Origin of the sequence: Pseudomonas sp. GL-B-12 (assembly GCF_019955895.1) — a bacterium.
Taxonomy (GTDB): domain Bacteria; phylum Pseudomonadota; class Gammaproteobacteria; order Pseudomonadales; family Pseudomonadaceae; genus Aquipseudomonas.
In genome coordinates this window covers 37,462-63,655 of the sequence record NZ_JAHBCX010000035.1, presented here as the reverse complement: position 1 = coordinate 63,655, position 26,194 = coordinate 37,462, and the positions used below count along the sequence as shown (strand labels likewise).

The 26,194-nt window shown below is 59.1% G+C and carries 24 protein-coding genes and 4 pseudogenes; 13 read left to right on the top strand and 15 right to left on the bottom strand.

Going from position 1 to position 26,194, the window contains the following annotated elements:
• The 4 genes and pseudogenes from KGA85_RS20080 to KGA85_RS20065 all read left to right on the top strand — a co-directional run.
• Positions 1–179: pseudogene (locus tag KGA85_RS20080) on the top strand (ammonium transporter); the annotation flags it as partial.
• Between the two features lie 105 nt (positions 180–284).
• Positions 285–521, top strand: a complete 237-nt coding sequence (locus tag KGA85_RS20075) for a glutaredoxin family protein (RefSeq protein WP_223456917.1) — start codon at positions 285–287, stop codon at positions 519–521.
• 172 nt (positions 522–693) lie between these two features.
• A complete protein-coding gene (locus KGA85_RS20070) occupies positions 694–1,011 on the top strand; it encodes a hypothetical protein (RefSeq protein ID WP_008020364.1) in 318 nt (105 codons plus the stop codon).
• Positions 1,012–1,083: 72 nt separating this feature from the next.
• Positions 1,084–1,974, top strand: a complete 891-nt coding sequence (locus KGA85_RS20065; protein WP_223456915.1) for a pseudouridine synthase — start codon at positions 1,084–1,086, stop codon at positions 1,972–1,974.
• A gap of 84 nt (positions 1,975–2,058) precedes the next feature.
• On the opposite strand, the gene KGA85_RS20060 is transcribed toward KGA85_RS20065, so the two are convergent.
• Together KGA85_RS20060 and mobA are read right to left on the bottom strand one after the other, a co-directional pair.
• The gene (locus tag KGA85_RS20060; protein ID WP_007994800.1) at positions 2,059–2,280 is read right to left on the bottom strand and encodes a YgdI/YgdR family lipoprotein; all 222 of its coding nucleotides are present in this window, start codon (positions 2,278–2,280) and stop codon (positions 2,059–2,061) included.
• Between the two features lie 76 nt (positions 2,281–2,356).
• Positions 2,357–2,959 (bottom strand): molybdenum cofactor guanylyltransferase MobA, encoded by a 603-nt coding sequence (gene mobA / locus KGA85_RS20055; RefSeq protein WP_223456913.1) that lies wholly within the window; start codon positions 2,957–2,959, stop codon positions 2,357–2,359.
• Positions 2,960–3,040: 81 nt separating this feature from the next.
• Here mobA and moaB point away from each other — a divergent pair, with 81 nt between their 5' ends.
• Positions 3,041–3,580 (top strand): molybdenum cofactor biosynthesis protein B, encoded by a 540-nt coding sequence (gene moaB, locus KGA85_RS20050; protein WP_223456911.1) that lies wholly within the window; start codon positions 3,041–3,043, stop codon positions 3,578–3,580.
• A complete protein-coding gene (gene glp, locus KGA85_RS20045; protein ID WP_223536595.1) occupies positions 3,564–4,790 on the top strand; it encodes a gephyrin-like molybdotransferase Glp in 1,227 nt (408 codons plus the stop codon). Before moaB ends, glp begins: the two co-directional genes overlap by 17 nt.
• Positions 4,791–4,854: 64 nt before the next feature.
• On the opposite strand, the pseudogene KGA85_RS31280 reads toward glp, so the two are convergent.
• Positions 4,855–5,169 (bottom strand): annotated as a pseudogene (locus KGA85_RS31280) (hypothetical protein).
• Positions 5,170–5,336: 167 nt separating this feature from the next.
• Between KGA85_RS31280 and KGA85_RS20035 the strand changes: the two are divergent.
• A pseudogene (locus tag KGA85_RS20035) lies at positions 5,337–5,482 on the top strand (lipid kinase YegS); the annotation flags it as partial.
• Here the strand turns inward: KGA85_RS20035 and KGA85_RS20030 are convergent.
• The 3 genes from KGA85_RS20030 to KGA85_RS20020 form a co-directional block, all read right to left on the bottom strand.
• Positions 5,466–6,125, bottom strand: a complete 660-nt coding sequence (locus KGA85_RS20030) for a response regulator transcription factor (protein ID WP_223536615.1) — start codon at positions 6,123–6,125, stop codon at positions 5,466–5,468. The pseudogene KGA85_RS20035 and the gene KGA85_RS20030 overlap by 17 nt on opposite strands.
• Entirely contained in the window at positions 6,122–7,015 is an 894-nt protein-coding gene (locus KGA85_RS20025; protein ID WP_223456919.1) for a sensor histidine kinase, read from the bottom strand. Before KGA85_RS20025 ends, KGA85_RS20030 begins: the two co-directional genes overlap by 4 nt.
• A 502-nt stretch (positions 7,016–7,517) precedes the next feature.
• Entirely contained in the window at positions 7,518–7,988 is a 471-nt protein-coding gene (locus tag KGA85_RS20020) for a hypothetical protein (protein ID WP_150726326.1), read from the bottom strand.
• Positions 7,989–8,451: 463 nt separating this feature from the next.
• Between KGA85_RS20020 and KGA85_RS20015 the strand changes: the two genes are divergently transcribed.
• Positions 8,452–9,387: a chemotaxis protein CheV gene (locus KGA85_RS20015; RefSeq protein WP_223456904.1), complete on the top strand. Its 936-nt coding sequence runs from the start codon at positions 8,452–8,454 to the stop codon at positions 9,385–9,387.
• Positions 9,388–9,475: 88 nt separating this feature from the next.
• A complete protein-coding gene (locus KGA85_RS20010; protein WP_223536619.1) occupies positions 9,476–10,282 on the top strand; it encodes an MOSC domain-containing protein in 807 nt (268 codons plus the stop codon).
• Positions 10,283–10,366: 84 nt separating this feature from the next.
• On the opposite strand, the gene KGA85_RS20005 is transcribed toward KGA85_RS20010, so the two are convergent.
• From KGA85_RS20005 to KGA85_RS19970, 8 genes are all read right to left on the bottom strand, one after another.
• Positions 10,367–10,651, bottom strand: a complete 285-nt coding sequence (locus KGA85_RS20005; RefSeq protein ID WP_007940055.1) for a pyrimidine/purine nucleoside phosphorylase — start codon at positions 10,649–10,651, stop codon at positions 10,367–10,369.
• 69 nt (positions 10,652–10,720) lie between these two features.
• Positions 10,721–11,263 carry an exonuclease domain-containing protein gene (locus KGA85_RS20000; protein WP_223456895.1) on the bottom strand — a complete coding sequence of 181 codons (543 nt, stop codon included), beginning with the start codon at positions 11,261–11,263 and terminating at the stop codon, positions 10,721–10,723.
• A gap of 71 nt (positions 11,264–11,334) precedes the next feature.
• The gene (locus KGA85_RS19995; protein ID WP_223533340.1) at positions 11,335–13,296 is read right to left on the bottom strand and encodes an acetyl/propionyl/methylcrotonyl-CoA carboxylase subunit alpha; all 1,962 of its coding nucleotides are present in this window, start codon (positions 13,294–13,296) and stop codon (positions 11,335–11,337) included.
• A 121-nt stretch (positions 13,297–13,417) separates the two neighbouring features.
• Positions 13,418–14,215: an enoyl-CoA hydratase/isomerase family protein gene (locus KGA85_RS19990; protein WP_223533339.1), complete on the bottom strand. Its 798-nt coding sequence runs from the start codon at positions 14,213–14,215 to the stop codon at positions 13,418–13,420.
• Positions 14,212–15,369 carry a citronellyl-CoA dehydrogenase gene (atuD, locus tag KGA85_RS19985; protein ID WP_015094073.1) on the bottom strand — a complete coding sequence of 386 codons (1,158 nt, stop codon included), beginning with the start codon at positions 15,367–15,369 and terminating at the stop codon, positions 14,212–14,214. Before atuD ends, KGA85_RS19990 begins: the two co-directional genes overlap by 4 nt.
• Positions 15,370–15,393: 24 nt before the next feature.
• Positions 15,394–17,010, bottom strand: coding sequence for a geranyl-CoA carboxylase subunit beta (atuC, locus tag KGA85_RS19980; RefSeq protein WP_223456888.1), 1,617 nt, complete (start codon positions 17,008–17,010; stop codon positions 15,394–15,396).
• Positions 17,011–17,013: 3 nt separating this feature from the next.
• Positions 17,014–17,883 (bottom strand): SDR family oxidoreductase, encoded by an 870-nt coding sequence (locus KGA85_RS19975; protein WP_223456886.1) that lies wholly within the window; start codon positions 17,881–17,883, stop codon positions 17,014–17,016.
• A 12-nt stretch (positions 17,884–17,895) separates the two neighbouring features.
• Positions 17,896–19,698 carry an acyclic terpene utilization AtuA family protein gene (locus tag KGA85_RS19970; RefSeq protein ID WP_223456884.1) on the bottom strand — a complete coding sequence of 601 codons (1,803 nt, stop codon included), beginning with the start codon at positions 19,696–19,698 and terminating at the stop codon, positions 17,896–17,898.
• Between the two features lie 178 nt (positions 19,699–19,876).
• Between KGA85_RS19970 and KGA85_RS19965 the strand changes: the two genes are divergently transcribed.
• The 4 genes and pseudogenes from KGA85_RS19965 to KGA85_RS19950 all read left to right on the top strand — a co-directional run bounded on the left by KGA85_RS19965 (position 19,877) and on the right by KGA85_RS19950 (position 25,512).
• The gene (locus KGA85_RS19965; RefSeq protein WP_223456883.1) at positions 19,877–20,503 is read left to right on the top strand and encodes a TetR/AcrR family transcriptional regulator; all 627 of its coding nucleotides are present in this window, start codon (positions 19,877–19,879) and stop codon (positions 20,501–20,503) included.
• Between the two features lie 93 nt (positions 20,504–20,596).
• On the top strand, positions 20,597–21,391 hold the full coding sequence (locus KGA85_RS19960) for a substrate-binding periplasmic protein (protein ID WP_223456881.1): 795 nt from the start codon (positions 20,597–20,599) through the stop codon (positions 21,389–21,391).
• Between the two features lie 179 nt (positions 21,392–21,570).
• A complete protein-coding gene (locus tag KGA85_RS19955; protein ID WP_223456879.1) occupies positions 21,571–24,243 on the top strand; it encodes a hypothetical protein in 2,673 nt (890 codons plus the stop codon).
• 267 nt (positions 24,244–24,510) lie between these two features.
• Positions 24,511–25,512 (top strand): annotated as a pseudogene (locus tag KGA85_RS19950) (GNAT family N-acetyltransferase).
• Positions 25,513–25,645: 133 nt separating this feature from the next.
• On the opposite strand, the gene KGA85_RS19945 reads toward KGA85_RS19950, so the two are convergent.
• Positions 25,646–26,194 (bottom strand): RNA polymerase factor sigma-70, encoded by a 549-nt coding sequence (locus KGA85_RS19945; protein ID WP_223456877.1) that lies wholly within the window; start codon positions 26,192–26,194, stop codon positions 25,646–25,648.

The following is a 26,194-nucleotide window of genomic DNA, read 5'->3' as shown; positions in this document are numbered from 1 at the left end:
GGGTCAGTCTGATCAGCCAGTTGATCGGCACTGCGCTGGGCATCACTGTGGCACTGACCGGCGGATTTGCGGTGTATGGCGTGATCAAGGCGCTGCATGGATTGCGCCTGAGTCAGGAAGAGGAGTATTACGGCGCGGACCTGTCGATCCACAAGATCGGTGCCGTGAGTCAGGACTGACAAGGGTCTCTTTATCGTCGGTGGCATCAGGGCAGGGGACTCAATGGCTCGACGGTTTTTTGGGGCAGGCCTAGAATGGTCACTTAATTTTCTGGTTGAGCGCTCATGCTTCCCGAATGTCAGCTGTTCGGCACCCCTGGATGCCATCTCTGTGAAGTAGCCGAAGCCATGTTGATGGAGTTCGTCGAGCGCGGCCTGCTGGTGGAACTGGTGGACATCACTGAGGATGAAACATGGTACGCAGCCTACAGCCTGCGTATTCCGGTGTTGCGACGAGTCGATACCGGTGCTGAACTGGGCTGGCCGTTCAGTACCGATCAGGTGGTGGCGTTCCTGCGTTGAGTGGCTCTTGCGCTGGCGGTATGTCCCGCCTGTCGAACTTTGCGATTGATCCCCTTGGCTTATTCGGTGTTGATCGGATACTGTATGCGTATACAGTTATTCGCGGTGCCTGCCTTGCCGTTCCTGATTTTCGGGAGTGAGCAGGCAAGCCCGGGCGTCAGAGGGATGAATCGTGGTCAATGTCGAACAGTTGAAGAACAGCGTGAACCGGATGTCTGCAGACGTCGTGCGCGAGGCTGTCCTTGAGTTGCGTCTGGATGGTCTGGTGACCGAGGGGAAAACGCCCTTCAACAAAACGCATTTCAATACCTGTTTCGCAGAAATCGAAGCCTTGTTTCAACGCGCGGGTTATCACCGGCAACTCGATGTCGTGGGTTATCAGGGATTGTTGTACGCCCTCTACGACCCCGCTCGCTGGGAGGCGGTCGATGTACTGCGCTGGCTCAAGGAGTACACCGAAGCGGCGGCGCGCACACAGATCCCGGCTTGAGGAATCTTCTCTAGGTTCCTTCCCCCCTGCTGTTGGATAATGCCGCCCTGCACTGAGGGTTAGAGCTTTCGTATGTCCACTTCATCTTTTTCCGCGGCACACAGTCAGGCCAGTACGCTCTACTTGCCACCTGGCCCGTGGCAGACCGTTGTCGATTGCCTGTGTGAGCATTTCAGCGCCATCAGTCGTGAACAATGGCTGGACAGAATAGCCCGTGGCCGGGTCCTCGATGGGCAGGGCATGCCGATTGCCCTCGATCTGGCCTACAGGGAAGGTTTGCGGATTCATTATTTTCGCGAAGTGCCGGATGAAAAGCCGATCCCGGTGATCGAGTCGATCCTGTACGCGGACGAGCATCTGGTGGTGGCCGACAAACCGCATTTCCTGCCCGTGACGCCGGCTGGCGAATACGTCGAACAGACGCTGCTCAGGCGCTTGATCCGTCGCCTGGACAATCCGCACCTGGTGCCATTGCATCGTATCGACCGGCATACCGCAGGGTTGGTGCTGTTTTCCGCCAATCCGCAGAGTCGTTCGGCTTATCAGTCGTTGTTTCCAACCCGGCAGATCGAAAAGCGCTACGAGGCCATCGCGGCGCCGTTGCCTGACCTGGCTTTCCCGTTGGTGCATAAAAGCCGACTGGTCGATGGCGAACCGTTCTTTCGCATGCAGGAGGGCTCGGGAGCCAGCAACACGGAGACTGCGGTCGAAGTCAGGGAGAAACGGGGGGATCTCTGGCGTTATGGCCTTTACCCGGTGACGGGCAAGAAACATCAGCTGCGGGTACATATGGCAGCGTTGGGTGCCGCTATCTGCAACGACCCGTTTTACCCCGAGGTGCTCAAGGATGCACAGGATGACTACGCCAATCCTTTGAAACTGCTGGCTCAGGGTCTGAAATTTATCGATCCGGTCACAGGCCAGGCGCGAGAGTTCGAGAGTGAAATCACCCTGAAATGGTGATCAAGAAGCGACCCTGAAGTGCTTTTCTTCAGGCATGAAAAAGCCCGCATCAAGCGGGCTTTTCTGTATCCGGCGGCGCCAGGATTACAGCTCTTTAACTGTACGAACCTGGTCTTTGTTGATGCGGGTCTGTTTGCCGTCGAGCTGTTCGAATTCGTAGAAACCGGAATCCTTGTCGAACTGTGGCGTGTCGACGGCCTGGATTTCGCGACCGTCATTCAAGGTGATCACCGTAGGCGATGCACAACCGGCGAGAGTGGCGAGGCCGAGTGCGAGCATGAAAGTGGCGAGGGTCCGTTGAGTCATGTGTGTGTCTCCGAATAAGAAATCTTTGGTTACTGAGTTTGAGACGTGAACCGTCCGTGCAAGTTCCTGATTAATCTCAGTCTGACACAGTGTCATGACCGCCTAACAGTTCCGGCGTGTTGAGGTTGGCCAGCCGAGGATCCTTGTCGGGGCATTGCAGCGCGGTCGCACCGAGCTTGCGCATCAACCGGCCAGGGCTGCGCTCACCTTCGTTCCAGGCATTTTCAATTGCTGCCCTGTGTAGCACAGGAATCACGCACAACAACGGTTCCCAGTGGTCATCATGCCGCACCATCAGCGGCTTGTCCGGATGCAGGTTGGCGGCCTCGCGCATATTGTCGATCAGCGCCGCATCAATGCCCGGAACGTCACATGGCAAGACCAGCAGATGGCTATGGCGAGCAGCTTTCAGGCCTGCGCGAATACCGGCCAGCGGCCCGGGGAAGTCACCTTCATCATCGTGGACCAACTGGTCGGCGTAGGGTGCGTACTTCTCAAGGTTGCGATTGCAGGAGATGATCAGGTCATCGCTCAGCGGGCGGGTCTTGCGATGCAGATGCGCAATCAGGGGTTCGCCGTGCCAGTCCAGCAACCCTTTGTCTCGACCACCCATACGTTGGCCGCGACCGCCCGCCAGGAGCAGAATGGAGCAGGGTGGCAATTGTGAATTCGTGGTCATGGCAGGCCTCCATGGGGGCGGCGAAAAAACGGAGCGCTGTGATATAACACCGGGCTGTTTCTCCTACAACTGGACGAGCCTATGAAAGCCAAGGCTGATGTACCTTTCGCACCGCTGAATATTGCAGTGCTGACTGTCAGCGATACCCGCACACTGGAAACCGACACCTCAGGTCAGGTCTTTGTCGACGGCTTGACCGCCGCCGGTCATTACCTGGCAGCCCGGGTGTTGCTCAAAGATGACCTCTACAAAATTCGCGCGCAAGTCGCCAACTGGATTGCCGACGATGTCGTGCAGGTGGTGCTGATCACCGGCGGCACCGGTTTTACCGGGCGTGACAGCACGCCGGAAGCCGTCGGCTGCCTGCTGGACAAACAGGTTGATGGATTTGGTGAACTGTTCCGCCAGATCTCGGTTGCCGATATCGGCACCTCGACCGTTCAGTCCCGGGCGTTGGCCGGTCTGGCCAACGGCACGCTGGTTTGCTGCTTGCCAGGCTCGACCAATGCCGTGCGCACCGGTTGGGACGGCATACTGGCCGAGCAGCTGGATTCGCGGCATCGCCCGTGCAATTTCGTGCCTCACTTGAAACAGGCTGCGCCTTGTGAATCCCGTGGGTAAGCCTGGCAAGTCAGGCAGTCTGATGCCTGTCGAGCAGGCGTTGGCGCGCCTGCTGGAAATGGCCGAGGCCTCAAGGATTGTCGAGCGTGAACGCTTGCCGTTGGCGCAGGTACAGGGCCGTGTATTGGCTGAAGATCTGGTGTCGACGCTTGATCTGCCGCCCTGGCCCAACAGTGCCATGGACGGTTATGCCTTGCGCATGGCTGACTGGACGGGAGAGCCGTTGGTGGTCAGTCAGAAGGTGTTTGCCGGCCAGGCTCCCGATCCGTTGCAGCCAGGAACCTGTGCACGCATTTTCACCGGGGCGCCTGTTCCCGCTGGTGCCGATTGCGTCGAGATGCAGGAAAACGCCGAGGTTCAGGCCGATGAGCGAGTCCGTTTCACTCAAGCCTTGACCCCAGGCCAGAACATCCGTCCACAAGGCCAGGAAACCACCGTCGGCGAGTTGATTCTGCCGGCAGGTACACGGCTGGGGCCGATCGAGCAAGGATTGGCTGCCTCCTTGGGATGCGCTGAGCTCGAGGTGGTTCGCAAGGTGCGTGTGGCGGTGCTGTCTACCGGCGACGAATTGATTGAGCCGGGGCAGTCACTGGGCCCGGGACAGATCTACAACAGCAACCGGGTGTTGTTGTGTAGCTGGTTGCAGCGTTTGGGTTGTGAGGTCGTCGACGCGGGAATTCTGCCGGACAATCTGGAAACCACTCGCTCCCGATTGGGTGAGTTGAAGGATGTCGATCTGATCCTCTCGACCGGTGGCGTATCGGTAGGGGAAGCCGATTTTCTGGGCATCGCCTTGCGCGAAGAGGGCGAATTGACGCTGTGGAAACTCGCCATCAAGCCCGGTAAACCGCTGACGTTCGGGCATTTTCGCGGTGTACCTGTGATTGGCTTACCGGGCAATCCGGCATCGACCCTCGTGACCTTTGCGTTGTTGACCAGGCCCTATCTTTTGCGCCGTCAGGGTGTGCAAGACGTTGAGCCGCTGAAGGTGCAGGTGCCGGCAGGGTTTGACTGGCTCCAACCCGGCAATCGGCGTGAGTATTTGCGCGCACGGCTGGAAAACGGCAGGGCGACGATCTACAAAAACCAGAGTTCCGGTGTGCTGCGCAGCGCTGCATGGGCTGATGGACTGGTAGAAGTCCTGGAAGGTCGCACGCTGGTTCAGGGCGAAATCGTTTACTTCATTCCGTTGAGCGAAGTCCTGAGCTGATAGCTACAACGGCTTAGTCACACAAGACCCGGTTGATTGAACCGGGTCTTGTGTTAATGGCAACTCAATGCGCCAGAAGCAATGAAATAACCTGCTCGAAACGGCTATTGGCAATCCAGCCAAGGAGGCCGAGGATCACCACTGTTCCACCGGCGGAATAGGCAAGCCTGTGTTTGATGGATTTGACGTCACCCCGGACTTCGTCCATGTCTCTGCGTATGTGCTTGAGGTGTGTTTCCAGCTCGGTGACGCGAGGTTCCATATCGACTTCTCCCGTGGTTTTTGTGCTGTTGCTGCATTCAGCTCAATGGCCTGCATTTTTATTATCTATGAGCGGCAAGACCGAAATGGCCGGTGATGCGAGGTTTTGGCATTGCATGGCACGTCCTTGTGATGTGCTGCAGCCCAAGGTCTACCAATTCGGATTTGTGGTCAATTGAGCCGATTCCTCACGTTTTGTAAGAAAAATCCTGCCGTGTGGGTGGGGATCAAGACTGTCCGACTGGAAGTAATTCGTTTTCTTGCGACTTTTAACGGGGGGCTTCTGGCGTCGACAGCATGTTTATTCGTGCGCGCCTGCCCTGGAAGGGGACAACCTGCGGTTCTCGGTGCGGCCAGCGGCGTTACTCGTGCATCTGCCTGACGATTCGCCGCTGTTACGTGTTGGAGAAGTGCCTAGTCATCAAGGCTGATGATTTTTTCACGCACGGCAAACAGCACCAGGCCGGCCACATCGTAGATCTGCAAGCGCTTCATGATCTGCGAACGGTGGGTTTCGACGGTCTTGACGCTCAGCCCCAGGCCGTTGGCGATCTCTCGAGTGGATTTTCCGCGAACGATCAATCGCAGGATTTCCAGCTGACGTGCCGTCAGGTTGTGCGAGTCGGCAGGTTCGGGTTGGTGCTTCTGGTTTCGGGTCAGCGCCTGATTGATCACCGTGTGGGCAATGGCCGGGCTCAGATAGCGCTCATTGTTGCGCAAGGCCTCCAGTGCGTGTTCGAGTTCGGTGGCCGTGGTGTCCTTGAGCAGGTAGCCATGGGCTCCGGACTCCAGCGCCTGCATGATCAGGGCCGGGTCGGTGTGCATCGAGAGGATCAGGACCTTGCTCTGCGGGCGCACTCGCTTGAGCTGCTGCAAGGCTTCGAGGCCGCCGGTCTGGCGCATCGAAATATCCAGCAGGACAATATCCGGGGACAGGTGCCCAACCATTTCCAGCAACTGCGAGCCGTCACTGGCCTCACCGATGACGGCATAGCCGGGCAGATCCATTACCAGGGCGCGCACGCCAGCCCTGATCAGCGAGTGGTCATCCACCAGTAGTAAATTACAAGTCAATGCATAACCTTATTCGAACTGGCCCGTTCGAGCGCACGGGGCGCCCAGGGAAAAAGAGCTTCGATTTGAGTGCCTTTGCCCGGCTCGCTGGTAACGCTCAATGTGCCGCCCAGTTGATCGACCCGTTCCGACATCCCGGCCATACCGCGTTGCCCTTCACGACCTGGGTCTGTTGTGGGCGCAAAGCCCTGACCGTCATCGCTGATCTGCAACTTCAGGCCTTGGGGCCGGCGCTGCAGGCACACCAGCAGATTTTTGGCCTGGGCATGTCGCAGGATGTTGGTGACCGCTTCCTGGGTGATGCGGAAAGCCGCCACGGCCATTTCCTCCGGTATGCCGGTCAGGCGCTGCTGGCATTCCAGGCTCCAGTGCACCGGGGTGTTGGCCAGGGTCTTGAGCAGGTGTGCCCGCAGACTGGCTTCCAGCCCGAGGCTGGTCAACTGCCGGGGATTGAGAATGGCGGATACGTCACGAACTTTGGCCAGGGTTTCTTCCAGCGTGTCGCAGAGGACCGAGCATTGCTCCTGGAGTTCTTCGGGCATCCGGCGTTTGAGCCAGTCACTTTGCAGTTTGGCGGCGGTCAGCAATTGACCGATGTCGTCATGCAGTTCCCGGCTCAGCCGGTGACGCTCGTTTTCCTGAACCTGCAACAGCCGGTCGGCCAGTTCCTGAGGCTGGAATTTGATGGATTTGCGCGAGAGGCAGTACTGCACGGCAACACTGGCCAGCGCTGCAACGCTGAGCACCAGCAACGACAGGGGCAACGGGATGGACAAGCCATAGACCAGTAGACTGCCGAGGGTCGAGCAGGCGCATAGCAACAGCGTGAATGTGCGTGCATATGCTCGGGAAGGTGGCCACATGGCGATTGACTTGAGGCTGGCGTGCATAGCGGATGGAGCCAATGGATGTTCGCTGCGGGCTGACCGGTCATGCTGGCTGACAGGCCCCTGTTTTCTAATGTGGAGCGCCGACTTCAACGGGATGTACTTTTTGCTGGAGAGTTCAGCTCCGAACCGGAGCGAGCTGTATCCGGCTGCATTCACACTGCCATTAATTGGCGTCAACTAACAGGCGGCATAGTAGCACTTAAGATACCGTTGGTCGCGTCCGTATGTATGTCCGAAAAGTCAGGAGTCCAGTCGTCTGGACGACGGTTCCATAATGAAACAAGTTGGTTGTTGCCGTCGCAAAATGCCGATTGCCCCTGGGTTTTGTTGTTGATACCAGGCAATGCCCTGGTCAAGACCAGCGCGCAATTGTCGAAGGGCAATAGTGGTTGTTAATAGATGTCGCTTATAGCTATGAAATATTCATCTGCGACATGTGCGCACTCAAGTTACAGCGCGGTATTGATAACCAGAACACGCCATACGGCATGGTTTGGCAAGTTCAGGCCTGTCGTTCCGAATAGGATACGAGGGTGAACGGCCTGGAATTGACCGGTGGTCGAAATCGGCTTTGCCCGACCTGAAAGGCAAAGGCTTCGATCAGGGTGACCTGCTCGCTGTCGTCGAGACTGAGCTGTCCGGTGGTCTGGTCGATGAGTTCGAGTTGCCAGGCAATCAGGGTCAGGCAGTCTTTCAGGGCACTCAGCGCCTCGTCGTGCAGGCTCATGGTGTTCTGGGCGTGGTTCAGCAGGCCATGAATATGCAGAGAAAATTCTGACACGGCCGCCAACGCCAGGGCATCGGCCTTGTTGGCCAGCTTGAGCAGTATGCTGAGCATGCAGTCGATGGCGTCCTTGTCATTGCTGATCAACTGCAGATGACTCAGGCATTCCTCGGTTTTAGCCAGGAGTGTTTCAGCTTCGACGAGAAACTCGGGGAGCCGCTGGGCCCACTCTTTACGGTCGTTCGGCATACTTATCTCCACAACGTCATTTCAAATGAGGGGGATATGGTGTGTGTCGACAAGGGCGGTCGGGACCCCGGCATTGCCGAGTCGTCGGGTGAACGAGCTGCGGCTGGCCCGGAGGCAGGCTGGGGAACACGAGAGGGTGGTTGGCCACTGACTTGCGATCGCACACAAAAGCCTGACTCCGTTCATGCAATGAGAATGGCGTCACATTAATGGCTATTGGATATTGCGAACATCAGGTTGCACCTGATTGTTGATAGGGGAATCCCTTACACAGGGGAACCTTTCGCACGAACAAGGGTCGCGTGGCGCAGAAGTGCAGCAGATGTAATCACAGCGCCAGTAAAGCATGATGTCAATATGACATCAATACCCGGCGTGGCATTTTAGAGAGGGTCAAGCTTCGGCAAAAACAGCCGATAACCTTTCTTAAGTGAATTCATCCGAACAAGACCAGGAGTCATTGATGGCCGGCATTCTCGACACGGTAGACCAACGCACGCAACTGGTGGGTGAGAATCGCCTGGAAATCCTCATGTTCCGGCTCGCTGGACGGCAATTGTTCGCGATCAACGTCTTTAAAGTACAGGAAGTCCTGCAACTGCCAAAGTTGACGCTGATGCCGCAGCGCCATCCTTTTGTGTGCGGCGTGGTCAACCTGCGTGGCCAGACCCTGCCGGTGATCGACCTGTCCCAGGCCATTGGCATGCGCCCGTTGGTGCCGGGGCCTGGCAGCACGATTATCGTCACCGAATACAACCGTTCGGTTCAGGCCTTCCTGGTCGGTGGTGTGGACCGGATCGTCAACATGAACTGGGAAGCCATCCTGCCGCCTCCGGGCAGCGCCGGTCGCGAGCACTACCTGACGGCCATCAGCAAGGTCGATGATCAACTGGTGGAAATCATCGACGTCGAAAAGGTCCTGGCCGAAATCGTCCCGTACAACGCCAAAGTCTCCCGCGATAAGCTCGAAGATCCGGTGCTGGAACGTGCCCGTGGCCGTGAGGTGCTGCTGGTGGATGACTCGAATGTGGCCCTGGCGCAATTGCGCGATACCCTGGGACAGCTGGGCGTGAAGATGCACATCGCCAGCGACGGGTTGAAGGCCTTGAACATGCTCAAGGCCTGGGCCGATACCGGCGTACACATGACCGACAAACTGCTGATGGTCTTCACCGATGCGGAAATGCCGGAAATGGATGGCTATCGCCTGACCACCGAAATCCGCAACGACCCGCGCCTGCGTGGCTTGTACGTGGTGCTGCACACCTCGCTGTCCGGCAGCTTCAATGACTCGATGGTCAAGAAGGTCGGCTGCGACAATTTCCTCTCCAAATTCCAGCCGGACAAACTCGTCGACGTGGTGCGCCAGCGCCTGATGCTTGACGAAGTACCGGCGTAAGAAGGGCCTGCGCAACCACACATTTTGCTCTTTGATTCGATCATCAAGCTCGTATAGGGTGGCGTTTTTACCTACCAGGGAGCTGGCCATGTTGCGTCTGAGCGCGCTGTATCGTTATCCGTTGAAATCCGCCCAAGGCGAGAGGCTGCAAGCGATCGGTCTCGATAAACTCGGGCTGGACGGCGATCGCCGCTGGATGCTGGTGGACGAGGCCAGCGGGCGCTTCCTGACCCAGCGTGCGGTGGCGCAGATGAGCCAGTTGTCGGCTTTGTGGAATGCCGAAGGCGGCTTGACCCTCAGCGCGCCCGGCCATTCGCCGCTCGACATAGCTTTGCCTGGTAACGATGCACAACTGCGAGGCGTGACGATCTGGCGCGATACCTTGCGAGTCCCCGATACAGGCGATGAAGCAGGGGCCTGGGTCAGCCAGTTCATCGGAAAACCGACACGCCTGGTGCAAGTGCCGCTGGATCGGGCACGGATGACGGAGGCCGGCTACGGCAAGGATGACGATCAGGTGGCGTTCGCCGATGGCTATCCGCTGTTGCTGATTGGCCAGGCCTCTCTCGAGGACTTGTCGCAACGGGTCGGGCGTCCGTTGGAGATGCTGCGTTTCCGGCCGAATCTGGTGATCGAAGGCAGTGCAGCGTTCGCCGAGGACGGCTGGAAGCGTATCCGCATCGGCGAGGTCGAGTTCCGCGTGGTCAAGTCCTGTTCGCGCTGCATCCTGACCACCATCGACCCGCAAACCGGGGAGCGCAGCGACGACCGCGAACCCTTGGCCACTTTGCAGAAATACCGTTCCCAGGCGGACGGCGCAATGTTCGGCCAGAACCTGGTCAACGACGGCAACGGTCGACTCGAAGTCGGCATGCCGGTGGAGATCCTCGAGTAATTTTGCGCAGAATAAAAAATGCCCGTGTCGAAAAACACGGGCATTTTTTATTGCGGCGACTTTTTTGGTTGAGGCCCCGCAGGCTTAGCCGCGGTATTCGCACAGGTAAGCGGTGTCGACGGCAACTTTCAGTTGGAACTTGCTGTTGGCCGGCACGTTGAACTGGCTGCCGGCGGCGAAGGTTTCCCAGTCGCTGCTGTCGGGCAGTTTGACGGTCAATGCGCCGCTGACCACGTGCATGATTTCACGCTGGCTGGTGCCGAATTCGTACTCGCCCGGAGCCATGACGCCGATGGTCGCTGGACCTTCTGCGGTGCCAAAGGCGATCGACTTGACGGTGCCGTCGAAGTACTCGTTGACTTTAAACATGGGCGATTCCTCGAAAAGGGCTAAAAAGGGCCGGCCAGTATGCACAAGGCCCTGAGTGTCGTCACCTGTCTAAAGCGGAAGAACCAGCGGCAGCAGGCGTGCGGTATTGCGCGCATCTTCCAGCGCCCGGTGTTGCTGGCCGGTGAACTGCAGGCCGGCCAGTTGCAGGGCACCGTTGAGCCCCAGCGGGCGTTCCAGGCGTCGGGCCTTGGCAAAGCGCTGTTTGAGGTTCATGTGCGGCACGTTGGCCAGCATGCTGGCGAGTCCCAACTGCTGCCAATCCTGGAGCAGTTGTTTGCGATCGTAATCGCCCCAGCTGGCCCAGCCTTCAAGTCGTGTGTGGTGTTGGCCGAGCCAGCGTTCAAACGCCGGCCAGACTTCGCCCAGCGGTTGCGCGGCATCGATGTTGGCTTGGGTGATGTGCGTCAGCTCGCGGCAAAACGGCGTCAGCAACGGCCGCCGCAAAGGCCGGACGAAGCGCTGGAACTGGTCCAGTTCGCGTCCCTTGCGATCCACCAGGGTGGCGCCGATTTCAATGATTTCCATATCCGTTACGGGCCAACCCCCCTCATCGGTGGTGGCCTCCAGATCAATAACCAGCCAGTGAGGCATTGCAGGTTTCCTGGTATCCGCGTCCTGATAGGCTTTGAGCGTAGCCAAACCCGGCGGTTCCGCCTAGCGGCTTATTCGACCTCCAACAGAATCTGCCGGTTTTTCACCTGATCCCCGATTTTGACTTGCAAGCGTTTCAGAACACCGTCGATGCCCGACTTCAATGGGTGCTCCATTTTCATCGCCTCCAGTACCACCAGCAGTTGGCCCTTGGTCACCTGGCTGCCTTCGTTGACCAGGACGTCGACAATCGCGCCGTCCATCGGCGCCTTGAGGGTGCCAGAGCTGACACTGGCCTGGCCGGTAACTTGCACCTGGGTGCGATCCACGAACTGCAGACTGCCCGGCCGGGTAAACAGCCAGAGACGCCCGGCCTCCAGGCGATAAGCGTGGCGTTGGCGAACGCCTTCGATTTCGAGGGTGGCCCAGCGTCCGTCGCTGTGGATGATCTTCAGTTCGAGGCTGCGCTCGGCGACCTGAATGCGCAACGGCTGGCCCGGGATCGCCTGCAACGCTACCGGCCAGTCCTGATCTTCAAGGCCGATGCGATAGTGCAGCGGCACACTGGCGTTGTTGCGCCAACCGCAAAGTGGGGCCGGGTGAGCCTGTGCTGCAGCCTGATAGAACAGGGCGGCGGCGATGGCCAAGTGGTGTGCGCCTGGGGTTTCGGGATGCAGGCAGGCGTGGTCGGCGAAATGCTGCGCGATGAAACCGGTACTGAAATCACCGCTGGCGAACTGAGGGTGTTCCAGCAGGCTGGCAAGCAGGCGTTGATTGCTTTGCAGCCCCAGCAGCACGCTGTCTTGTACGGCCCGCAGCAGTTTGCGCCGGGCTTCTTCGCGGGTGGCACCGTGGGCGATGAGCTTGCCGAGCATCGGGTCGTAGAAAGGACTGATGACCTGGCCTTCGATCAGGCCGTGGTCGATCCGTACGCCGTCCTGTAACGCCGGCTCCCAGGCCACGACGCGCCCGGTTTGCGGCAGGAAACCCTGGGCCGGGTCTTCGGCATACAGGCGCACTTCCATGGCGTGGCCCTTGAGTTGCACCTGTTCCTGGCGCAGCGGCAATGGTTGCCCCTCGGCGATGCTCAACTGCCAGGCCACCAGGTCCAGCCCGGTGATCAGTTCGGTCACCGGGTGCTCCACTTGCAGTCGGGTGTTCATCTCCAGGAAATAGAACTGCCCGCGCGCATCCAGCAAAAACTCCACGGTGCCCGCGCCGACGTATTTCACCGCTCGCCCGGCCTTGAGCGCCGCCTCGCCCATGGCTTGGCGCAGCTCAACGGTCATCACCGGGCAGGGTGCTTCCTCGATGACTTTCTGATGCCGGCGCTGTACCGAACAATCGCGCTCGCCGAGGTAAATCAGGTTGCCATGCCGGTCACCGAACAACTGGATCTCGACGTGACGGGGTTCGACCAGTGCCTGTTCGAGGATCAGTTCGTCGCTGCCAAAACCGTTCAGGGCTTCGGAGCGCGCGGTGCGAATCTGTTCCAGTAAATCGCTGGCGTCGTGCACCAGGCGCATGCCGCGTCCACCGCCGCCAGCGCTGGCCTTGATCATCAACGGATAGCCGATGCGCTCGGCTTCGCGGCTCAGGGTGGCGTCGTCCTGCCCAGCGCCTTGATAACCGTTGATGCACGGCACACCGGCTTCGATCATGGCGATCTTCGACAGGCGCTTGCTGCCCATCAGTTCGATGGCCTCGGGGCTGGGGCCGATGAAGGTGATGCCGGCGTCGCGGCAGGCGAGGGCAAACCCGGCGTTTTCCGAAAGGAAACCGTAGCCCGGATGGATTGCATCCGCGCCCGTGCGCCGAGCCGCGTCGAGGATGGCCGGGATGTTCAAATAAGACTGTTGCACCGGGGCCGGACCGATGTTGACCGCCTCGTCGGCCATCTGCACGTGCAGTGCATCGGCGTCGGCGTCGCTGAACACGGCGACCGTGCGATAGCCCAGCGCCTGGGCCGTGCGCTGGATGCGGCAGGCGATTTCACCGCGGTTGGCGATGAGGATTTTTTTGAGTCCGGGCATGGGTTGTTCCCTTGGTTTTGCGATGTCTGTTCGGGCCTCTTCGCGAGCAAGCCCGCTCCCACAGGGGAATGCATTCCAGTGTGGGAGCGGGCTTGCTCCGGGCGGCGTTCCGACGAAGCTTTTAAATGGCCCACCCCGGTTTGCGCTTTTGCACGAAGGCCATCGTTCCCTCGATGCCTTCGGCTCCGGTCACTGCCTCGCTGAACCATTCAGCCGCTTGATCAAGCAACTCATCCGACGGCTGTCCGGCACTCGCCAGCAAGAGTTTCTTGGTCATCGCATTCGCCCCCGGCGCACAACACAACACATGGGCCAACACCTCATCGAGACGTTCGGCCAGGGCCTGCGGATCATGCTCGACAAAATGCACCAGCCCCATGCGCCGTGCCTGGTGACCATCAAAACGCGCCGCCGTCAGGGCCAGGCGCCGGGCCTGGGTCAAGCCGATGCGTTGCACCACGAACGGCGCGATCTGCGCAGGCAACAGGCCGAGGCTGGTTTCCGGCAGGCCGAATTGCGCCTGGTGATCGGCCAGGGCGATATCGCTGACACAGGCCAGGCCGAGACCGCCGCCGAGCACCGCCCCCTGCAGCACCGTGATCACCACTTGCGGTGCGTGTTGCACCTCTTGCAATAGCGCGCCGAACACCCGGTTCAAATCCCGGTGCGCAGTTGGGCCTTGAGCGCGGGCGTTGGCCATGTCCTTGAGGTCGCCGCCGGCACAGAAGTGCCCACCGACGCCGCCGATCACCAGTGCGCGAACGCCTGGTTTATCGCGTACCGCGGTCAGCACCGAGCGCAATTCGGCGACCATTTGCAAGCTCATCGCATTGCGGCATTCCGGGCGGTTGAGGGTGATGTGCAGCACGCCGTTGTGCAGTTCCAGCAGCAAAGTCTGGCAAACCGGCAGGTTGTTCATTTCTTTTTCCCCGGCAGAATGCCCATCAGTTTGCAGATGATCCCCAGCATGATTTCGTCGGCGCCGCCGCCGATCGACACCAGCCGTACATCGCGGTAAGCCCGGGCCACCGGGTTGTCCCACATGAAGCCCATGCCGCCCCAGTATTGCAGGCAACTGTCACTGACTTCGCGGCCCAGCCGCCCGGCCTTGAGCTTGGCCATGGAGGCCAGGCGCGTGACGTCCTGGCCTTTGACGTATTGCTCGGTGGCTTGATAAACCAGCGCCCGCAGGCATTCGATTTCGGTTTGCAGTTCAGCGAGGCGGAAGTGGATCACCTGATTGTCGATCAGCGCGTTGCCGAAGGTTTTGCGCTCCTTGCAGTATTCGATGGTGCTGTCGACGCAGTACTCCAGGCCCTTGATCATGTTGGCCGCGCCGAACAGGCGTTCCTCCTGGAACTGCAGCATCTGCATCATGAACCCCGCACCTTCGTGGCCGATGCGGTTGCGCTGCGGTACGCGCACGTTGTCGAAAAATACCTGGGCGGTTTCCGAGCTGCGCATGCCGAGCTTGTCCAGGTGCGAGCTCAAGCTGATGCCCGGCGTGTTCATCGGCACCATGATCAGCGACTTGTTGATGTGCGGTTTGTCGTCCGAGGTGTTGGCCAGCAGGCAGATGAAGTCGGCGCTCGGCGAGTTGGTGATCCACATCTTGCTGCCGTTGATCACGTAATCGTCGCCGTCCTTGCGCGCCGTGGTTTTCAGCCCGGCGACGTCGGAGCCGGCGCCGACTTCGGAGACGCCGATGCAGCCGACCTGCTCACCGCTGATGGCCGGGCGCAGGAATTCTTCGCGCAGCTCATCGGAACCGAATCGGGCCAACGCCGGGGTGCACATGTCGGTCTGCACGCCGATGGACATCGGTATGCCGCCGCAATGAATGGTGCCGAACTCTTCGGCGGCGACGATCGAATAGCTGTAGTCGAGCCCCATGCCGCCGAATTTTTCCGGTTTGGAAATGCCCAGCAAGCCAAGATCGCCGGCCTTGCGGAAGATGTCGTGGATGGGGAAGCGCCCGGCCTTTTCCCATTCCTCGACGTGCGGGTTGATCTCGTGCTCGACGAATTGGCGCACGGTGCGGCGCAGTGCTTCGTGTTCCTGGGTGAAGATCATTTTTATTGTTCTCCTTGAGCCGGCCTAGAGCCGGGCTACGCCAAAACTGTTGGCTTGCAATGGCCGCACCTGGGCCTCGTGACAGATATCCAGCAGGTAACCAAGCAAGGTCCGGGTATCGCGCGGGTCGATCAAACCGTCGTCCCAGAGGTTGGCGCTGCCGTAGAGCGCCGTGGCCTGGCTGTCGAGTTTCTGCGCGGTGACCTGTTCGAGCATGTCGAGCATTTTCGGATCGGGCACCAGGCCGTCCTTGGCCTGTTTGGCCTCAGTGACGATGCGCAGCACTTTGCCGGCTTGCGCGCCGCCCATCACGGCGGTGCGGCTGTTGGGCCAGGCGAAGATGAAGCGCGGGTCGAGACCGCGCCCGCACATCGCATAGTTGCCAGCGCCGTAGGAACCGCCGACGACGATGGTCAGCTTCGGCACCCGGGCGTTGGCCACCGCTTGAATCATCTTCGCGCCGTGCTTGATCACGCCTTGCTGTTCCGATTCGGTGCCGACCATGAACCCGGTGGTGTTGTGGAAAAACAGCAGCGGCGTCTGGCTCTGGTCGCACAGCTGGATGAACTGGGCCGCCTTGCTCGCGCCTTTTGGCGTGATCGGGCCGTTGTTGCCGATGAAGCCACAGGCGCGGCCCTGAATTTTCAGATGACCGCACACAGTCTGCTGATCGAACTCGCCCTTGAATTCAAGAAAGTTCGAAGCGTCGGCGAGACGGGCGATGATTTCGCGCACGTCGTAGGGCTTTTTCGGGTCATCCGGGATCAGGCCCAGCAGTTCGTCGATGGGGTAGAGCGGTTCCTCCCAGTGACGTTCGGGTAGTGGAGGCAACTGCTCGTTCCACGGCAGCAAGGCGACGATCTCGCGCACCTGACGCACACCATCGGCGTCGTTTTCAGCCAGGTATTCGGCGGTGCCGGCGGTTTGTGCGTGCATCTCGGCGCCGCCCAGCTCTTCATCGGTGGCGACTTCGCCGGTGGCGGCCTTGAGCAGTGGCGGGCCGGCGAGAAACAGCTTGGCCTTGCCGCGTACCACCACCACGTAATCCGACAAACCCGGTTGATAGGCGCCACCCGCCGTGGCCGAGCCGTGCACCACGGTGATCTGCGGCAACCCCATGGCCGACATCCGGGCCTGATTGGCAAAGCTGCGCGCGCCCTCGACGAAAATCTCCGCTGCGTAATTGAGGTTGGCACCGCCGCTTTCGGCGAGGGTGATCACCGGCAGTTTGTTTTCCATGGCGATCTGTTGCAGGCGCAGGGATTTCTTCAAGCCGCTGGGGGAGATGGTCCCGCCCCTGATCGCGCTGTTGTTCGCCACCACCAGCACGCGCACGCCGGACACGTAGCCGATCCCGGCGATCAAACCACCACCGGCGGAACTGCCATCCTTGTCGTCGTGCAATTTGTAACCGGCCAGGCTGGCCAGTTCGAGAAACGGCGCGCCGGGGTCCAGCAGCAGATTGAGGCGCTCGCGAGGCAGCAATTGGCCGCGTTTTTCGAACTTCGGCTTGGCTTCGGCCGCCTTGTTCAGCAGGTTCTGTTCGAGCACGCGAACTTGCTCGATGGCGCTCAGCATCGCCGCACGGTTCCTGGCGAACGGTTCGCTGTGGGGATCGAGTTGCGACTGAATCACCGGCATGGGTTATTCCTTGTCCTTCAACACGTCGGGAAGGTACGCACGGTGAAAACCGTTGTACGACTCGCTGTTGGTCGCCTTGTGGATTGGCCAGGCGCGGCCGCCGAGGCTGGCGGCGCCGTCGATGCGCAAGGTGCTGCCGCTGACGAACGCCGCTGCAGGGCTGAGCAGGAAAACAATCGCCGCGCTGACTTCCGATTCGGTGCCGATGCGCTTGAGCGGCACGTGTTCGCGCAGGGTCGGGATCACGGCCTTGAAGGCGCCTTCGTAGGTGTCCATGCCGCTGGAGGCAATCCACCCCGGCGCCACGGCGTTGACCCGCACCCCGGCATGACCCCATTCGTAGGCGGCGGTCTTGGTCAGGTTGTCCATGCCCGAACGTGCCGCGCCGGAGTGGCCCATACCGGGCATGCCGCCCCACATGTCGGCGAGCATGTTGACGATGGCGCCGCCGTGCTTGCTCATGGACTGGTTGAACACTTCCCGGGCCATCAGGAAACCGCCCACCAGATTGGTGCGCATCACGGTTTCGAAACCCTTCTGATTGATCGAGGCCAAGGGTGACGGGTACTGCCCGCCTGCGTTGTTGACCAGGCCATGAATGGGGCCATGCTTGCGGATCAATTCGCTGACCAGGTGCTGCACCAATTCTTCCTCGCGGATGTCGCAAACCGCCCAATCGGCCTTGCCGCCGTCCTCGGCGATCTCCGCCGCAACGGTTTTGAGCTTGTCGGCCCTGCGTCCGACAAGCAGCACATGGGCACCGAGGGCCGCCAGTTCGTGGGCGGTGCAGCGGCCGATGCCAGTGCCGCCCCCGGTGACGATGATGTTTTGACCGGCAAACAAATCGGCTTTGAAAATCGAATCGTAGGCCATGGCGGCAATCCTCTAGTTGAACTGGTCGGCGATGCGCTGCGGCACCGGGATCTGGATTTCCAGCAGCTGCTGGGCGAAGGCCTTGCCTTGCGGATCGATGCGCAGGCTGGCGACACCGCCGCCGCCGAGGGCGTTTTCCAGCAGGAAATTCAGGCTGTGGCTGGCGGGCAAGTACCAGCGTTCAACCCGCCCGTGGATAGGATCGAGGACGTGGCCCATCCAGTCGACGATCACTTCCGGGGTCAAGGCTTCGGCAATCCATGGCAGGAATTCGGGCGCGCGGGCTATGACGCCGATGTTGCTGTGGTTGCCCTTGTCGCCAGAGCGGGCGACCGCCAGTTTGACCAGGGCCACGCTGGCGTCGGCCAGGCCAACCGGTTTCGGTGGCGCGAGCGGGGCTGGCAGGTCCAGCGGGTCGAGCACATCGAGGGCGGGCAGGGCACACGGGTGGCGCTGGCCCATGAAATCAATGTCCAGCGTGCAGGCGGTTTTGTCGATGAGGAACGAGAACAGCCGGATCAGCGTATACACCGTCGGCCGGCCACCGACAATGCCGGTCAGCCCCGGCGCCATGCCGGTGGCGGCCTGGGCTATTTCCCGGGAGAACACGATCAAAGCTTGCTTGTCCGGATGGCGCACCGCGAGTTTGATCACCACTTCGCGACTATCCTGACGCTGGCCGTGGGGGCCGTAGGTGGCCTCGCTGCCCAGCAACTCGATACTCACGTCGCTGTACGGCGCCCAGCCGCGTTGGCGGAACATTTCCGAGGTCTTGTTGGTGATCGCATCACCGACCCGCCGGGCCTTGTCGACGGCATCGATACCGGCGATCAGGCAACTGGCGGTGCAGCGAAAACCATCGGGGTACGTGGCGCTGACCTTGTATTGAGCGGTTGGCGGCAGGCCTTTGGCGCCGTGCACTTGCACCGCGTTCTTGCCTTGTTGCAGCAGTTTGACCTGAGTGAAATCGCACACCACGTCGGGCAGCAGATACGCCCGCGGGTCACCGATTTCATACAGCATCTGTTCGCCCACCGTCAGCGGCGTGACCAGCCCGCCCGTACCTTCAGGTTTGCTGACGATGAACTGGCTGTCGGCGCTGACTTCGACGATGGGAAATCCGATGTGTTCGTAGTCGGGCACGTCGCGCCAGTCGGTGAAGTTGCCGCCCGTGCACTGGGCGCCGCATTCGATGATGTGCCCGGCCAATGCCGCCTGGGCGAGCTTGTCGTAGTCGTGCCACGACCAGCCGAACTCATGCACCAGCGCGGCGCTGACCACCGCACTGTCGACCACGCGTCCGGTGATCACGATGTCCGCCCCCAGGCGCAAGGCTTCGACAATGCCGGGTGCGCCGAGGTAGGCATTGGTCGAGACGCACATCGATGGCAGGGGCGCGCCGCTGAACATTTCATGAATGCCCAGGTTGCCCAGCTGTTTGAATTGCGGCTGCAGGTCATCACCCAGCAGCACGGCGATCTTCAGCGCCACCCCGGCCTTGTCGCAGGCTGCTTGCAGGGCGGCGGCGCAGGCTTGGGGATTGACCCCGCCAGCATTACTGATGACCCGGATGTTTTGCTGCGCGAGCTGCGGCAGCAAGGGCGCAAGCACTTCGATGAAGTCGCCCGCATAGCCGGCCCGGGGATCTTTCATCCGTGCGCCGGCCATGATCGACAGGGTGATCTCGGCCAGGTAATCGAAGACCAGATAGTCCAGATGCCCGTGTTCCACCAGTTGCGCGGCAGCGGTCGAGGTGTCGCCCCAGAAGGCGCTGGCGCAACCGATGCGAATTGTTTTAGGCGCAGTCCATTCCATAGCCACCTCCAACCGAAGTGCGTCGACATTACCAAGCAAGCGCTTGGTTTGTAAATGACTTGATTATCTTCTGCCCAAGCGCTTGCTTGGTTGCATCCATGCGCTTAAATTGCCCGCGCAACCCCGCTGTTTTCGGGGGGATCGGCGTTATTGATTGAACGACTGTAGGAGAGAACGGGTGGACGAGCAAAAAGCCCTGAAGGTGATGCGCCAATTGGTCGACGACGGCCAATTGACCGACCCGGACAGCGCCCGTGGCAAGCTGCTGCAAGTGGCGGCCCACCTGTTCCGCAATAAAGGCTATGAACGCACGACCGTGCGCGATCTGGCCGGCGCCGTGGGCATTCAGTCCGGGAGTATTTTCCATCACTTCAAAAGCAAGGACGAAATCCTGCGCGCCGTGATGGAAGAAACCATACGCTACAACACCGCGTTGATGCGCGCGGCCATCGCCGAGGCTGGCAATGTGCGCGAGCAGGTGCTGGCGCTGATCCGCTGTGAATTGCAGTCGATCATGGGCGGGAGCGGCGAGGCCATGGCCGTGCTGGTCTACGAATGGCGCTCGCTGTCCGAAGACGGCCAGGTCAAGGTCCTGGCGCTGCGGGACGTCTACGAAGACATCTGGCTGCAAGTACTGGGCGAAGCCAAGACCGCTGGTTTTATCCGCGGCGATGTGTTCATCACCCGACGCTTCCTGACTGGCGCATTGTCCTGGACCACCACCTGGTTTCGCGCCGGCGGCAGCATGAGCCTTGATCAATTGGCCGATGAGGCGTTGATTCTGGTGCTGGAAGACCGGCAATAAGTTAGTGTTGGCCAGCATTGAACTGGCTAACTGGAAGAAACCGCCTAGCTTGAATGCATTGATGCTGTTTTATTGAGGAGTGGGGTCGTTTTGATGGGTTCGCCAATTCGGTCAGCTTCGCGGCTGTTACTGTCGATGTTTGCGGCGTCAACGATGATGCCGTCCCAGGCTGCGCAACTGGTGCGTATTGGTGCCGCGCACTTTCCGCCTTACACCGTGCGCCCGGAATCCGGGGCCGATACCGGGTTGCTGCCGCAACTGGTCGAGGCCCTGAATGCATCGCAAAGTGACTACCAGTTTGTCCTGGTGCCCACTTCCATTCCCCGGCGCTTCGGTGACTTCAAGCAGGGCCGGGTCGACATGGCCATCTTCGAAAATCCCGCCTGGGGTTGGGAAGAGATCCCTCACACGGCCGTCGACATGGGGCTGGAAGACGCCGAGATTTTTGTTGCGCAACGCCTGCCCGATCGACAGCAAAGCTATTTTGCCGACCTGAACGGCAAGCGCCTGGCACTGTTCAGCGGCTATCACTACGAGTTCGCCAACTTCAATGCCGACCCCCAGTACCTCGCGAAAAACTACAACGCCACACTGACCTATTCCCACGACAGCAATCTGCTGATGGTATTGCGCGACCGGGCCGACATTGCCCTGGTCACGCGCTCCTACCTGAGCGACTACTTCTTGCGCAATAAAAAAGTCGCCGATGAATTGCTGGTGTCCCAGCGCGTCGACCAGATCTATCACCACTACGCCATTCTGCGTCCGACCGCGCCCATCAGCGGCGAGGCCTTCGGCAAGTTGTTGCAAGGCTTGCGGGACAACGGCCAGATGCTGAGGATTTTCGATCCGTATAAGATTGCGCTGGTGCCGACGATACGGGAATAAGGCGACATTGCAGGATGGATACATTTTTGACCGCGCCATTCGTCGAACAAGTTCTTTTTCTAGAGCAAAACTGTCAACTTTGACAGTAGCCACAACCTTCTTGCCGAAGATTAGATAGCCGTATGGTCCCGTGTGGAAGCGGGGGGCGGTTAATCCTCTATCTGCAAGGAAGATTCGACATGGCAAAAAAATTGTCTAAAAGAGTTCCCAAGGAACCGCGTTCCGTTGCGGAGTTACCCATTCCGATAGTTGCGCATGCCTCTTCCAATAGCACGCTCGATCCCATGCTGGTGCTGCAAGGTGCCAAGGTAACGGTTGCATTTGAGGGGATGAGTCGTGACCACAAGATTCAATTGTATTGGGTCGGTCCGCCAGGTCCAGGCCAGCCGACGCTACCCGTCCGGGATGGCAGTGACAGCGGCAGCATCGATATTGAGATCGACGTCTCTGTGGTCGGTGCCTGTATCGGCAGGACCGTGCCTATCAGGTACACCGCTACACATAATGGTAAGACTGAAACGTCCCTGACGCTTGAGTTGACGGTGCAGCAAATGGAATCGAAAGATTTGCCGGCACCGGAGTTTCTCGATGTGTCGACTGAACATGGCGCTCGTTGGCTGGACATGCGCAAATTCGCCGGCGATGTCAGGCTTCATCTGAATCCCTGGCCGCTTATGGCGCAGGGCCAGCGGCTGTGGATTCTAGCGGTCGGCAATGAACACCATGTCGGCAACTACAGGTTCCAGTGGGTGCTGGAAAATCATCGGGTGACTCCGCTGGACATTCGACTGGGTTTCAGGGACGTGTTGTCCCGCCTTTGGGCGGGGGGGAATGAAGACTACTCTTCAATAACCTTGCAAGCGGCTGTCACTTTCGACGCTGCCCTAGGTGAGCCGCCAGCAGATCCGACGGTTTCCTTGCTCCCGGCAAATGCCCTTGAGCTCAGGTTCACTACTGAAAACCTGCGAGTGGGTGAACCGGAACTGCACTTGCTAGCGCCGAGCGTGCTGGAGGCCACGGAATGCGGAGCAGAGGGGTGCCTGCTAAACCCCATCAACGCAAAAGACGGCGCGACGATTCACGTGGCTTACGAGGGGATGGCACAGACCGACTGGGTGTGTGCCTATTTCGAGGGGACTGCTGGTGCCGGGACTCCGTCGCTGGCTTGTAAGTACGGATCGAACAATGGTTTTGTCGATTTCCAGGTACCGGCTTCGGCGATCAGTGCCAACTTGTGTAAATCGGTCACTGTGCGCTACACGGTCTTGCGTGAAACATTGTGGTCATCTCTGCCGTTAACTCTCAAGGTGCTCAATCTCACTGATTTGCCCACGCCTGAGGTGACCCAAGTCACTGGGGGCGAGTTGGATCTCAGAACGTTCTCGGGAAACGCCGAATGCACAGTGGCCCCGTGGTGGTTTATCGCCGGAGGCCAGCCGACCTGGTTATGGGTAACAGGCGAATTGGAAGATGGCACGCCTTACAGCTTCGATGTCTTGATGGGGCAAGGGCTTCCCGCGTCGGGTGAGGATGACGGTGTCATCAGTTGCTTGCCGCGTCATGAGTTGGAAAAACTGGCGGATTGCAGCAAGTTCCAGGTGCGGTTCGCGGTCAACTTCAATGGCCAGATCGATCATTCCAGTGCGGTCGAGTTCCCGCTGCGGGAGCTGAGGGTGCATCAGCAAGACCTGAACCTGATCCCGCCGATAGTACTTGAGGCGGCGAGGAATTTCCTCAACCCGGAAAACGCGAGAGAAGGCGTCACTGTGCAAGTGGAGTATGACCGTATCAGTCCTCGCCACACGATTCAGCTTCACTGGGTACGGCCGGATGGAACGAGTTTGCCGATCGAGGCCAAACTGGGTAATGGCGTGCCAGGTTATGTTGAGTTCAAGGTGCCGCTCAATGAGGTGATCGCTTGTATCGGCAAGACCGTGTCCCTTCGTTACACCGTGACAAGTCAATGCAAGCAGGCCTCCTCTTTGGATCTCAACCTGAACGTTCTCGTGCCTAGAAACTGGCCGAAATTAGTCTTGATTCAGGCGACCAATAGCATTTTGGACTTAAGTAACTTTATCGGTGATGCCACGGTCAAGGTCAAACCATGGGCCCCGTGGATGGTAGAAGGTCAAAGGATCTGGTTGATCGGCACGGGCACCCATAAGAACGGTGCGGTTCATACGTTTGAGGTCATTAGCGGGGATGCTGTGACTGCAGATGAAGTGATGGATGGTTTAGTCAAAACAGTGAAACGTACTGATCTTGATGTGTTGTTGGATAACAGTGACTTGAGGTTTACTTGTTGTGTTTCATTGGATGGCAGTCTTGTTAGAACTGAAGCAGTTGTATTGCCTATTTTGCATTTGACTGTTCGGGCGGTGCCTGAAATTCATTACGAAAATTTTGATGGTCAGCCCAATCAGTTTATCAGTGGTGGGCAGAGCATTGATAACCCCGATTTAAAGATGAGGATAAGGCTATTGGCGGGTTCGGATGGAAGGGCTGGGATCATGACATTTGGGCACCCTGTTTCAGGTATGTTATCCGGACCCGCAATTGTAATGTCCTATACGTTAGATCACGCCATTCCGGAACAGCGTTTGTGGTTGGATTTCCGAGTGCCGTATCGACGTGTCAGGTTTGCCTATACTTATAATCATCGGCCCACGAGAGTCATATTTTATGATGAGTCTTATAATGTAATAGATGAATTACTTTTTCAGGGGCAAATTAGTGGTGGGCTGCTGCACAATTGGGTTGATGTGTCTGCTCCTGTCGGAAAGTGCATTTTGTTCATTGAGTTAGTGCAAATGGACTATTCCTTTCTGGATTATTTCACCCTGTGGAAATGATGTGAGTTTTTTCACTCTGTTACATGAGTAATGATAAGTGCTCCCCCTAACCGCAAGCCCTCAGTTTTTCGGTTTGCGGATTAGGGGTATTGATAAGGTGCTCTTTGCTTCAGTCTTCAGATTGTCGCTCTGAAATGGGCTTGTCATGGTAGTGCGTTCGGTCTTTCACTCCGTTGTGATTGCAATTGGCAATCTGGATGGACGATTAAATTTCCAACGGTGATCTACGTCTATTGTTGAACTGTCGATGATTATCGTGAGCCCAATCTGAATGACCTGACCGCCCTGGCCTTACCGACCGGCGGCCGTCTTGTAGCCGATGAAACTGAAAGCCGGCTGAGCTTCAACCTTGAAGGTCAACCGCTGATTCAACTGCGGCTGACCCGCGATCCGGAACTGCGGTTGCAAGTAGAGTAAGGTTTCGGCCGTCTTGACCGCCACACAATCTGGGCTGTCTGCTACTGGCTGTTAGCCCGTGATCCTGCCTGCCAGCGCTTGACCTGGCAACTCGATGAAGCCCCAACCGAGGCATTGCTCAGCGGTTTGCTGATCCCGACGGAAACGGCCGGTCAATACCGTTGCGAACGCACGCTGTTCTGGCAGTTGCCACAGCCCTGGCTGACGCAGGCGTCGAGCAGCTATCCGCAGCAAATGGTCATCAGTGGCGGCAAGCGTCATCCATTGCGACCGATCAAGCCGCGAGGTGAAGTTTACCGGCGTTTTGATGCGCGCCTGGGGATGTGGATTTCCCTGCGCACGCTGGACATCGAGCAAGACCTGGCACGCTTCAACCGTTGGCAGAACAGCCCGCGTGTCGCGAGTTTCTGGCAGGAGGAGGGTAGCCTCGACCAGCATCGCCAATACCTGAGCAAACTCGAAGCCGACCCGCACACACTGACGCTGATCGGTTGTTTCGACGATCAGCCATTCGCTTATTTCGAAGCCTACTGGGCCAGGGAAGATCGCATCGCACCCTTCTACGAGGCCAGCGATTACGACCGTGGCATTCACATGCTGGTGGGTGAAGAACATCACCGTGGTCCGCACAAGGTGGCGAGCTGGTTATCGGCGCTGGTGCATTACCTGTTTCTCGATGATCCGCGCACCCGGCGCGTGGTTGCCGAGCCGCGTGCCGATAACGCGAAGATGATCGGATACATGCAGGAGCAGTGCTTTCACTGCGAGAAAGAGTTCGACTTCCCGCACAAGCGCGCGGCCCTGATGGTGTTGGGGCGGGAGCGGTTTTTTGATCGGTGCAGACTGGCTTGAGGCTTGAGACTCAAGATTCGTTGCGGTCTTGAGTCAGCCTTCGCGAGCAAGCCCGCTCCCACATTTGTCCTGTGTTCGCAGGACCCTGTGGGAGCGAGCTTGCTCGCGATCGGCGCGATGCAGATCCCGGATCTTAGTGGCGAGCGGTCGCATCGCCACGCTTGCCCGACACCTTGCGGCAGTGCACCAGCGCATCACGGATCATGAAGTTCACCAGGGTCGGCGAGACGCCGAGTTCCTTGGCGATGTCCTTTTGCGGTACGCCGTGCAGGCGATACATCTCGAAGGCGTAGCGGGTACGGCTCGGCAACTCGGTCAACGCATCGGCAATGTGCTCCAGCGTCGAGAAATTGATGTGCGACGTTTCCGGTGACGCACCCTGGATCACCACATTCAGCCCTTCCTCTTCAGGGCCGGAATACTTCTGTTCCAGCGCCTGCTTGCGGTAGTGGTCGATTGCCAGGTTGCGCACGATCTGGAACAGGTAGCTGAGCTGAGCCTTGATCGAACTGGTGATGGGCGGGGCCGATTGCAACCGGAAGAATGCATCCTGCACAACATCTTCGGCACGTGAGCGGCAACCAGTAATTCGGGCTGCGATCTTCACCAGAATCAGTCGATTGTCGACGAATGCCTGAAGTAGCGGTGTATCGCACCTGCTTGTGGATACTGGTTCCATCAT

Excerpts from the sequence above, each read along its gene's own strand:
- KGA85_RS20075 (WP_223456917.1), top strand. The coding sequence starts at position 285 with ATGCTTCCCGAATGTCAGCTGTTCGGCACCCCTGGATGCCATCTCTGT.
- KGA85_RS20065 (WP_223456915.1), top strand. The coding sequence starts at position 1,084 with ATGTCCACTTCATCTTTTTCCGCGGCACACAGTCAGGCCAGTACGCTC.
- KGA85_RS20060 (WP_007994800.1), bottom strand. The coding sequence starts at position 2,280 with ATGACTCAACGGACCCTCGCCACTTTCATGCTCGCACTCGGCCTCGCC.
- mobA (WP_223456913.1), bottom strand. The coding sequence starts at position 2,959 with ATGACCACGAATTCACAATTGCCACCCTGCTCCATTCTGCTCCTGGCG.
- moaB (WP_223456911.1), top strand. The coding sequence starts at position 3,041 with ATGAAAGCCAAGGCTGATGTACCTTTCGCACCGCTGAATATTGCAGTG.
- KGA85_RS20025 (WP_223456919.1), bottom strand. The coding sequence starts at position 7,015 with ATGCACGCCAGCCTCAAGTCAATCGCCATGTGGCCACCTTCCCGAGCA.
- KGA85_RS20020 (WP_150726326.1), bottom strand. The coding sequence starts at position 7,988 with ATGCCGAACGACCGTAAAGAGTGGGCCCAGCGGCTCCCCGAGTTTCTC.
- KGA85_RS20015 (WP_223456904.1), top strand. The coding sequence starts at position 8,452 with ATGGCCGGCATTCTCGACACGGTAGACCAACGCACGCAACTGGTGGGT.
- KGA85_RS20010 (WP_223536619.1), top strand. The coding sequence starts at position 9,476 with ATGTTGCGTCTGAGCGCGCTGTATCGTTATCCGTTGAAATCCGCCCAA.
- KGA85_RS20005 (WP_007940055.1), bottom strand. The coding sequence starts at position 10,651 with ATGTTTAAAGTCAACGAGTACTTCGACGGCACCGTCAAGTCGATCGCC.
- KGA85_RS20000 (WP_223456895.1), bottom strand. The coding sequence starts at position 11,263 with ATGCCTCACTGGCTGGTTATTGATCTGGAGGCCACCACCGATGAGGGG.
- KGA85_RS19995 (WP_223533340.1), bottom strand. The coding sequence starts at position 13,296 with ATGCCCGGACTCAAAAAAATCCTCATCGCCAACCGCGGTGAAATCGCC.
- KGA85_RS19990 (WP_223533339.1), bottom strand. The coding sequence starts at position 14,215 with ATGAACAACCTGCCGGTTTGCCAGACTTTGCTGCTGGAACTGCACAAC.
- atuD (WP_015094073.1), bottom strand. The coding sequence starts at position 15,369 with ATGATCTTCACCCAGGAACACGAAGCACTGCGCCGCACCGTGCGCCAA.
- atuC (WP_223456888.1), bottom strand. The coding sequence starts at position 17,010 with ATGCCGGTGATTCAGTCGCAACTCGATCCCCACAGCGAACCGTTCGCC.
- KGA85_RS19975 (WP_223456886.1), bottom strand. The coding sequence starts at position 17,883 with ATGGCCTACGATTCGATTTTCAAAGCCGATTTGTTTGCCGGTCAAAAC.
- KGA85_RS19970 (WP_223456884.1), bottom strand. The coding sequence starts at position 19,698 with ATGGAATGGACTGCGCCTAAAACAATTCGCATCGGTTGCGCCAGCGCC.
- KGA85_RS19960 (WP_223456881.1), top strand. The coding sequence starts at position 20,597 with ATGGGTTCGCCAATTCGGTCAGCTTCGCGGCTGTTACTGTCGATGTTT.
- KGA85_RS19955 (WP_223456879.1), top strand. The coding sequence starts at position 21,571 with ATGGCAAAAAAATTGTCTAAAAGAGTTCCCAAGGAACCGCGTTCCGTT.
- KGA85_RS19945 (WP_223456877.1), bottom strand. The coding sequence starts at position 26,194 with ATGATGGAACCAGTATCCACAAGCAGGTGCGATACACCGCTACTTCAG.